Raw genomic sequence first — 8616 nt, 5'->3', positions numbered from 1 at the left:
CCCCACCGAACCAGCCGCGCAGTTCCGCGGCGAGCGCGGCGGGGTCCTCCGGCGGTACGAGGATGCCGGGCACCCCGCCGTCGGGCGCGCGCCCGACCGCCTCCGGCAGGCCGCCGACGTCGGTGGCGAGGACCGGGATGCCGCGGGCGAGGGCCTCGGTGACGGCCATGCCGTACGTCTCGGCGTACGAGGTGAGGACCATGAGGTCGGCGGATGCGTAGCTGGCGTCCAGTTCGGCGCCGGACTGGGGTCCGGCCAGATGCAGCCGGTCGCCGAGGCCGTGTTCATCGATGAGGGCGCGCAGACGCGCGACGTATGCGGGGTCGTGGCCGAGACCGCCGACGCAGACGCAGGTCCACGGCAGGTCCTTGACGGTGGCGAGGGCCTCGATCAGCCGGTGCTGCCCCTTGCGCGGGGTGACCGCGGCGACGCACACCAGCCGCGAGACGCCGTCGGTGCCCGGGGCGAGGGGCGCGATGTCGGCGCCGGGGGCGGCGACATGGACGCGCTCGGGGGCGAGGCCGTGGTGGGAGACGAGCCGGCGCACGGCCCAGTCGCTGGTGGCGACGACGGCGGGCACGGCCCGCAGCGTGGCGCGTTCCTTGGCGTCGAGTTCGGCCGCCGTCTGCGGGTCGAGGCCCGTCTCGTCGCCGAGCGGCAGGTGCACGAGGACGGCGAGGCACAGCCGTTCGGCCTCGGGCACGACGATCTCGGGGACGCCGCAGGCGACAATGCCGTCGAGCAGGACGACCGTGCCGTCGGGCAGTTCCCGCAGCATACGGGCCAGTTCTGCACGGGCCTCCGCATCCGGCCGGGGCCAGGAGCCGTCGACGGTGTGCTTGGCGACCTGCCAGCCGAAGCCGGGCAGGTCGAGGCAGATGCGGCGGTCGTAGGCGTTGCCGCCGCTGGGGGCGGTCAGGTCGTCGATGCCGCCCGGCATGACGAAGTGCACGGTGCGCAGGGACATGGGGATGATGTCGGCGTTCCTCAGGGCCGCGTTCTGCACGGGGACGTAGTTGAGGGACGTCCGGTCTGCGGCTTTCTGCCCGGCGGTCCGGTCGGCGGTGTCACGGGACACGCGGTCGATGGTCGTGTCGGTCACAGGGCACGCTCGTAACTCGCCCAGGCGATGTGCGACTCGTGCAGCGTGACGGTGATGCCGGCGATCCCACGGGCGCTCTCACCCAGCGCTCCCTTGTGGATCCGCTCGGCGAGGCGGTCGGCGATCACCTTGGCCAGGAACTCCGTCGAGGTGTTGGTGTTCGCGAAGTCCGGTTCGTTGTCGAGGTTGCGGTAGTTGAGCTCGCTCACCACGGCGCCGAGCTCCTGCGTGGCCAGTCCGATGTCGACGACGATGTTGTCGTCGTCCAGCTCGGCGCGGCGGAACGTGGCGTCCACGAGGAACGTCGCTCCGTGCAGGCGCTGCGCGGGTCCGAAGACCTCGCCGCGGAAGCTGTGGGCGATCATCAGGTGATCGCGGACGGTGATGCTGAACAACGGACGACCCTCCAGGTGCGGTACGTCTGATCCCCTGCCGGGGTATGCCGTGTAGTACGGCTGCCCCCTCCCCGTTGTTCAGCTGCCCGTTCTCCTTGTTTCGATGTTCCTTGGGAATTCCTTGGGGGTTTCCCCAGAGACCGGACAACTCGGGCGGCAGGGCTCAGTCGGTGGCGTAACTGACTCGGTGGCACAACCCCTTGAGCTCACCACTTGCAAGGCGTGGCAGCACGTCGGGGAGGTCTTCGAAGGCGGACTCGCCGGTGATGAGCGCGTCGAAGGCGGGGTCGGCGAGCAACTCGAGGGCGAGGGCGAGCCGGTCGGCGTAGGTGCGCCCCGCGCGGGCGCGCGGCGAGACGGTGCCGACCTGGCTGCTGCGGAGGGTGAGGCGGCGCGAGTGAAAGGCCTCGCCGAGTGGCAGGGTGACGTGCCGGTCGCCGTACCAGCTGAGTTCGACGACGGTGCCCTCATCGGCGAGCAGTTCCAGGGACCGTACGAGTCCCTGTTCGCTGGCGCTGGCATGGACGACGAGATCGCATTCCCCGAGGGCGTCCTCGGGCAGGGCAAAGTCCACGCCGAGCGCGCGGGCGGTTTCGGCGCGCCCGGGATCGGCGTCGACGAGCTGGACGCGAACACCCGGGTGGCGGGCGAGGAGTGCGGCGACGGAACACCCCACCATGCCGCCGCCGACGACGGCGATCCGGTCCCCGACGAGCGGACCGGCGTCCCACACGGCATTGACGGCGGTCTCGACGGTGCCGGCGAGGATGGCGCGCCCGGCGGGCACGGAGTCGGGCACGACGGTGACGGCGGAGGCGGGGACGACGTAGCGGTTCTGATGCGGATACAGGCAGAACACATTTCGCCCGACCAGCTCGGCCGGCCCCTCCTCCACCCGTCCGACACTCAGATAGCCGTATTTCACGGGTGCCGGGAAATCGCCCTCCTGGAAGGGGGCACGCATGGCGGCATGCTGACTCTCGGGCACGCCGCCGCGGAAGACGAGGGTCTCGGTGCCGCGGCTGACACCCGAGTACAGTGCGCGCACGAGAACCTCGCCGTCGCCGGGCTCCGGCAGTGTCAGATCACGGATGTCTCCGTGCCCGGGCGAACGCAGCCAGAAGGCGCGTGCTGTGAGGTCCATGTGCGTCCTCCTGAACGATCGGCCGATTCTTCACGTACGCAGCTACGAGAAGTCGCGCACAAGGTACGCGGCGAAGATCGAATCTGTCACTTGGCCGGAGGGTGAGCGGTGGCCCTGAACCACACATACGAGGCGAGGCTCTTGCAGCAGGAGACGACCGTCGGAGCGGGCGTGCAGGTGCTGCTGCTGGCCTTGATGGGCACAGCGATCGGCATGGGCCCGGCCGGCTGGCTGACAGGCCTGGCGTTCGCGCTCGCCACCTGGGCCGTACTCACCCGCGCCGTGCTCCGCTCCCGCCTACGGTCCTTCGGCCCGGCCAACCGGGTAACGCTGGGCCGGGCGATCCTGGTGGGCGGGGTCACGGCGCTGGTCGCGGACTCGTTCGAGAGCTCACCGCCGGTGACGGTGTTCGTGGGTCTGACGGCGGTGGCGCTGATCCTGGACGGTGTGGACGGCAAGGTGGCCCGCCGCACGGGGACGTCGACCGCACTGGGCGCGCGCTTCGACATGGAGGTCGACGCGTTCCTGATTCTGGTGCTGAGCGTGTACGTGTCGATGTCGCTCGGCCCGTGGGTGCTGCTGACCGGCGGGATGCGGTATGTGTTCGTGGCGGCGGCCAAGGTGATGCCGTGGCTCAACGGTGAGCTGCCGCCGAGCATGGCGCGCAAGACGGTGGCAGCATTGCAGGGCGTCGCGCTGCTGGTGGCCGGGTCGGGTCTTCTGCCGTACGCGGCGACCGCGGGGATCGTCGCGTTCGCGCTGGCCTCCCTGGTCTGGTCGTTCGGCCGCGACGTGCTGTGGCTGTGGAGCGTGCGCAACCAGGGCCGGACCCCGGCGGAGGCAGCCATCGATGAAGTTCTGGAGCCGGTCGCCGAGTTGGTGGGGGGCCGCTGAACGGCGGTACGGCACAGGGCGGACGGTCGGCTACGGAACGCTCCCGCCGAGATCGAGCCGTGCGACATGGGCCACGTTCTCGCGGTCCTCGGCGTCCGCACTGGCCTCGGCGGTGAACCAGGCGTCGAGGATCTCCTTGAGCAGCGGCTCGGACGTCAGCCGCAGACTGAGCGCCAGCACGTTGGCGTCGTTCCATCGTCGTGCACCGTCCGCCGTGTACGCGTCCGTGCACAGGGCAGCCCGTACCCCCGGCACCTTGTTCGCGGCGATCGACGCCCCCGTGCCGGTCCAGCAGCACACGATCGCCTGGTCCGCCGTCCCCTCGGCGACCTCACGGGCCGCCGCCTCGGAGCACACCGCCCACTGGGCGTCGGCCCCGGGATTCAGCGCCCCGTGCGTCAGCACCTCATGGCCGCGGTTGCGTAGCTCTCCGACCAGGCTGCGCGCCACGGGTTCGTCCATGTCCGAGGAAACGGAGATCCGCATGCCTCGGAGCGTACTCGCTCCCGCCCCGCACGTGGTCCCGGCAGTCGACTGGGTACTCGGCCCCACGAGAAGGCATCCCCGCGGGAGGAAGGAGCCGGACGTGGGTGGCACCGATCGGCTGCGGGAGTATCGCGTCAAACGTGACTTCGGCCGGACCGACGAGCCTCGGGGCACTGGGGCGTCGTTGGGCACGGAGCCCCGTTTCGTCGTGCAGATCCACGACGCGGGCACCCTGCACTTCGACTTCAGGCTCCAGGCCGGCGACGTACTGAAGTCCTGGTCCGTCCCCAAGGGACCGTCCACCGATCCCGGGGACAAGCGGCTCGCCGTACCCACCGAGGACCATCCGCTGGAGTACGAGGACTTCGAGGGCGTCATTCCGGAGGGTGAGTACGGGGGCGGCACCGTGATCGTCTGGGATCGCGGTACCTACCGGCCGCTGAGCCACGACCGTCACGGACGGCCCGTTCCCTTCGAGGAGGCGCTGGAGCGCGGGCACGCCACGTTCCGGCTCGACGGGTCGAAGCTGCACGGTGAGTACGCACTCACCCGGTTCCGCGGCGGGAAGGACGACGGAGAGGACGAGGCCTGGCTGTTGGTGAAGGCGGGCCATGCCCGTTCCGGCGGTCACGGGACACCGGACCCCCGCCGCGCCCGCTCGGTACGCAGCGGACGCACCCTCGCCCAGGTCGCCGCGGGCAGCCGCGAGGAGTGAGCAGCGCCTGAGCTGGTCGGCCGTCATCGCACGGACCGTGTGCAGACGTCCGAGCCTGCCCGAGCGCACGGCCTCCCGCGCGGTCGCATAGCCCGTGTCGAAGCGGCGCTGGAAGCCCATCTGCAGGACCGTTCCGGCGGCGTCGACCTCTGCGAGCGCGGCCAGTGTGCCCTGCAGGTCGACCGCGATGGGCTTCTCGCAGAACACCGGAAGCCCGGAGCGTGCTGCCCGACCGATCAGTTCGGCGTGGGCGGCGGTGGCCGCCGTGATGACCACGGCGTCCACGCCCCAGGTGAAGATCTCGTCCGCGCCGGGCGCCGCCGTCTCGCCCAGACGGTCCGCGAGCGCATGGGCCCGGGCCGTGTCGACGTCCGTGATGATGAGCGAGCCGACCTCGCGGTGGCGGCTGAGCGTGGTCGCGTGGAACGTCCCGATACGTCCCGCTCCGATGAGTCCGATGCGCATGGGAACAACGTGAGGGCGCACCCCCCACCATGTCAATGGTTTGTCCGGACAATCGGACTACACAACTTCCCGTCAACAGGCACCGGAGCTACGCTTCGCCCGTGCCGAAACCAGATGTGGACCCCACCGTCTCGCTCGACCTCAGCGTCGACCGGAGCAGCCCGGTGCCGCTCTACTTCCAGCTGTCCCAGCAGCTGGAGGCGGCGATAGAGCACGGAGAGCTGACGCCGGGCAGTCTGCTGGGCAACGAGATCGAGCTGGCCGCACGGCTCGGCCTGTCCCGGCCCACCGTCCGCCAGGCCATCCAGTCCCTCGTCGACAAAGGCCTGCTCGTGCGCCGCCGCGGCGTCGGCACCCAGGTCGTGCACAGCCAGGTCAAGCGCCCGCTGGAGCTCAGCAGCCTGTACGACGACCTTGAGGCGGCCGGGCAGCGCCCCGCGACCCGGGTGCTCGTCAACACCTTCGTGCCCGCCTCCGCCGAGGTCGCCGCCGCACTCGGCGTGCCCGAGGGCGAGGAGGTGCACCGTATCGAGCGGCTGCGCCTCGCCCACGGCGAGCCGATGGCGTACCTGTGCAACTACCTGCCGACCGGACTGCTCGACCTCGAGAGCGAGCAGCTGGAGGCGACCGGCCTCTACCGTCTGATGCGCGCCGCCGGCATCACGCTGCACAGCGCCCGGCAGTCCATCGGGGCCCGCGCCGCCACGCCGGTCGAGGGAGAACGGCTCGGCGAACCCGAGGGTTCGCCGCTGCTCACCATGCAGCGCACCACGTTCGACGACACGGGCCGCGCCGTGGAATTCGGCACCCACACCTACCGCGCCTCACGCTATTCCTTCGAGTTCCAGCTGCTGGTACGCCCTTGAGCGTGCGTCTCGCGGGAAGGGCACTCGTAGGCCCTTTGCGATGATCACTCATTCAGGTGATGGTGATGTGTGGCACGAGCTCGAGAACCGCGCCCCGGCAGGGGCGCGGGGCGGAATCGACATGAGGCTCCGCCGCGATGGGGTACCCCTGTTCGAGCGAAGCCCAGAACCTGGGGGAGCGACAGGCAACGACGGACCCGCAGCCTCCAGGCGACCCGCGTTTTCCTGGGCCCCGAGCGGAGCAAAGGGGCTCCGCGGTGCAGCCCAGTGGCAGCGTGAGGCAGAATCGGCCCCGATGAGCACCTACCGCGACTTCACCCACCGCGGCTCCGCCCGGGCCACCGTCCTGCGGACCGTCGGCACGCGCGAGCGCCGTTCCCACCTGACGGCGCCGCGCGTTCCCACGGTCGGCATCGACATCGGCGGCACCAAGGTGATGGCGGGCGTCGTCGACGCCGACGGCAACATCCTGGAGAAGCTCCGCACCGAGACGCCCGACAAGTCCAAGAGCCCGAAGGTCGTCGAGGACACCATCGTCGAGCTGGTCCTGGACCTCTCCGACCGGCACGACGTGCACGCCGTCGGCATCGGCGCGGCCGGCTGGGTGGACGCGGACCGCAACCGTGTGCTGTTCGCTCCCCACCTGTCCTGGCGCAACGAGCCCCTGCGCGACCGCCTCGCCGGGCGGCTCGCCGTTCCCGTCCTGGTCGACAACGACGCCAACGCCGCCGCCTGGGCCGAGTGGCGCTTCGGCGCCGGCCGTGACGAGGACCACCTCGTGATGATCACCCTCGGTACCGGCATCGGCGGTGCCATCCTGGAGGACGGCCAGGTCAAGCGCGGCAAGTTCGGTGTCGCGGGCGAGTTCGGCCATATGCAGGTCGTGCCCGGCGGCCACCGCTGCCCGTGCGGCAACCGCGGCTGCTGGGAGCAGTACAGCTCGGGCAACGCCCTGGTCCGCGAGGCCAAGGAGCTGGCGGCCGCAGACTCTCCGGTGGCGTACGGGATCATCGAGCACGTCAAGGGCAACATCTCCGACATCACCGGCCCGATGATCACCGAGCTGGCCCGCGAGGGCGACGCGATGTGCATCGAGCTGCTCCAGGACATCGGCCAGTGGCTCGGGGTCGGCATCGCGAACCTCGCGGCCGCCCTGGACCCGTCCTGCTTCGTGATCGGCGGTGGCGTCAGCGCGGCCGACGACCTGCTGATCGGCCCCGCACGGGACGCCTTCAAGCGCCACCTCACCGGCCGCGGCTACCGCCCCGAGGCCCGCATCACCCGCGCCCAGCTCGGCCCCGAGGCCGGCATGGTCGGGGCCGCCGACCTCGCCCGGCTCGTCGCCCGCCGCTTCCGGCGCGCCAACCGTCGCCGAGTGGAGCGGTACGAGCGCTACGAGCGGTACGCGGAGGCCCGCCGCACCGCCAAGAGGTCGCTGTGACGGCCGCCGCCTCGATACCCCGCCAGTCGTCGCCGCCCGACGAGCCCTCGCGGCCTCCGGAGGACCGGGGGCACATGATCCGCCGCCGGGCGCTGACCCTGCTGATCATCGTGCTGCTCATCGGCGTCCCCGCCGGTTACCTGATCATCTCTGCCGACCAGAGCCGCAGCAGCGGCAGGGACAAGGAGGCGAAGTACTCGGCGACCGGCCTCCTCCCGGGCTGGCCCTCGCGTGTGCAGCGTCGCCTTTACCAGGTGTGGATCCCGATGGACGCCACGGGCGTGGCGTACTACGAGACGAACAACTGGAAGACCAGCCGTCTGTACGTGGAGTTCAACACCAGCACCGACGGCCTGAACCGGTTCCTGAGCACCCTCAAGGCCACCCAGGGCGCGCTGAACAAGGACGATTTCGCCATCGGCGCGCGCGACCAGGGTGTCGTCGGCTGGACCTTCACGGGACGCGGCTCCTGGTACGGCATGGTCCATGAGCAGAAGAACCCGGCGCCCACCCTGGACATCGTCGTGAACAAGTTCCGGCCCAACCACGCGACGATCTACGTGGTGTCGCGCACGGTCCCCTGACAGTCCCGCCCGCGGCGGCCCCGACCGGTCGCCGGAGCCGATTGTCAGACCCCGCCCGTAGAGTCGAAGACGTCCGATGCGACGAGGCGGCGGGAGGTGACCGGACGTATGGCGGACCAGGTGGCAGAGGCCGGGGTGCCCGTGAGGCTGGCCGCCGTGTTCCTGCCCGCGCAGCTGCCGCGCCAGGGCCGGGTCGCCTTCTGGGACCCGCAGGGCGGACCGCTGCCGTCGGACGGCACGCAGGAGCTGACGGTCGTACGCCGGCACGGCTCCGGGGTGCGCAGGGGCACCGTGCCCGCGGTGTCGCTGCCGGTCGCCGAGGCCCTGCCGCTGCTCGCCCGGGCTCGCCGCGACCCCGCCGCCCACCCCGCCACCGCCTGCTGGGGCGCCGCCGCGCTGCACGCCCTGCGGCTCGTCGCGCGCGGGCGGCTGCCGCACTCGGCGGTGACCGTCAGCCCCAATCGGTGAGCGAGCTGGATCATCGCCTCGACGATGACCTCGTCGGCAGGGTTGGGGTGGGCGTC

The 8616-nt window shown here is 71.1% G+C and carries 9 protein-coding genes and 2 pseudogenes; 6 read left to right on the top strand and 5 right to left on the bottom strand.

Features of this window, described 5'->3' with window-relative positions:
• The 3 genes from ABT186_RS46720 to ABT186_RS46710 all read right to left on the bottom strand — a co-directional run.
• Positions 1–1102, bottom strand: a 1102-nt coding sequence (locus tag ABT186_RS46720; RefSeq protein WP_351930506.1) for a glycosyltransferase family 4 protein, incomplete at its 3' end; no start/stop codon positions are given.
• Positions 1099–1497, bottom strand: a complete 399-nt coding sequence (locus ABT186_RS46715; protein ID WP_351237621.1) for a 6-pyruvoyl trahydropterin synthase family protein — start codon at positions 1495–1497, stop codon at positions 1099–1101. The genes ABT186_RS46720 and ABT186_RS46715, both read right to left, overlap by 4 nt.
• Before the next feature lie 163 nt (positions 1498–1660).
• Positions 1661–2641: an FAD-dependent oxidoreductase gene (locus ABT186_RS46710; protein WP_351237619.1), complete on the bottom strand. Its 981-nt coding sequence runs from the start codon at positions 2639–2641 to the stop codon at positions 1661–1663.
• A 108-nt stretch (positions 2642–2749) separates the two neighbouring features.
• On the opposite strand from ABT186_RS46710, the gene ABT186_RS46705 reads away from it, so the two are divergent.
• Positions 2750–3535, top strand: a complete 786-nt coding sequence (locus ABT186_RS46705; protein WP_351930503.1) for a CDP-alcohol phosphatidyltransferase family protein — start codon at positions 2750–2752, stop codon at positions 3533–3535.
• A 30-nt stretch (positions 3536–3565) separates the two neighbouring features.
• On the opposite strand, the gene ABT186_RS46700 is transcribed toward ABT186_RS46705, so the two are convergent.
• On the bottom strand, positions 3566–4021 hold the full coding sequence (locus ABT186_RS46700; RefSeq protein WP_351930501.1) for an RpiB/LacA/LacB family sugar-phosphate isomerase: 456 nt from the start codon (positions 4019–4021) through the stop codon (positions 3566–3568).
• 100 nt (positions 4022–4121) lie between these two features.
• On the opposite strand from ABT186_RS46700, the gene ABT186_RS46695 reads away from it, so the two are divergent.
• Positions 4122–4736 carry a DNA polymerase ligase N-terminal domain-containing protein gene (locus tag ABT186_RS46695; RefSeq protein ID WP_351930499.1) on the top strand — a complete coding sequence of 205 codons (615 nt, stop codon included), beginning with the start codon at positions 4122–4124 and terminating at the stop codon, positions 4734–4736.
• A gap of 12 nt (positions 4737–4748) precedes the next feature.
• On the opposite strand, the pseudogene ABT186_RS46690 reads toward ABT186_RS46695, so the two are convergent.
• Positions 4749–5201: pseudogene (locus ABT186_RS46690) on the bottom strand (Gfo/Idh/MocA family oxidoreductase); the annotation flags it as partial.
• 116 nt (positions 5202–5317) lie between these two features.
• Between ABT186_RS46690 and ABT186_RS46685 the strand changes: the two are divergent.
• The 4 genes and pseudogenes from ABT186_RS46685 to ABT186_RS46670 form a co-directional block, all read left to right on the top strand.
• Positions 5318–6067: a GntR family transcriptional regulator gene (locus tag ABT186_RS46685; RefSeq protein ID WP_351233584.1), complete on the top strand. Its 750-nt coding sequence runs from the start codon at positions 5318–5320 to the stop codon at positions 6065–6067.
• 295 nt (positions 6068–6362) lie between these two features.
• Positions 6363–7508 carry an ROK family glucokinase gene (locus tag ABT186_RS46680; RefSeq protein WP_351233574.1) on the top strand — a complete coding sequence of 382 codons (1146 nt, stop codon included), beginning with the start codon at positions 6363–6365 and terminating at the stop codon, positions 7506–7508.
• A 74-nt stretch (positions 7509–7582) separates the two neighbouring features.
• Positions 7583–8092, top strand: coding sequence for a sugar kinase (locus ABT186_RS46675; RefSeq protein ID WP_351233573.1), 510 nt, complete (start codon positions 7583–7585; stop codon positions 8090–8092).
• Between the two features lie 108 nt (positions 8093–8200).
• Positions 8201–8524 (top strand): annotated as a pseudogene (locus tag ABT186_RS46670) (ATP-dependent helicase); the annotation flags it as partial.
• Between the last annotated feature and the right edge of the window lie 92 nt (positions 8525–8616).

Source organism: Streptomyces sp. NPDC001634 (assembly GCF_040298185.1).
Taxonomy (GTDB): Bacteria; Actinomycetota; Actinomycetes; order Streptomycetales; family Streptomycetaceae; genus Streptomyces.
This window is presented reverse-complemented; position numbering and strand designations above follow the sequence as displayed.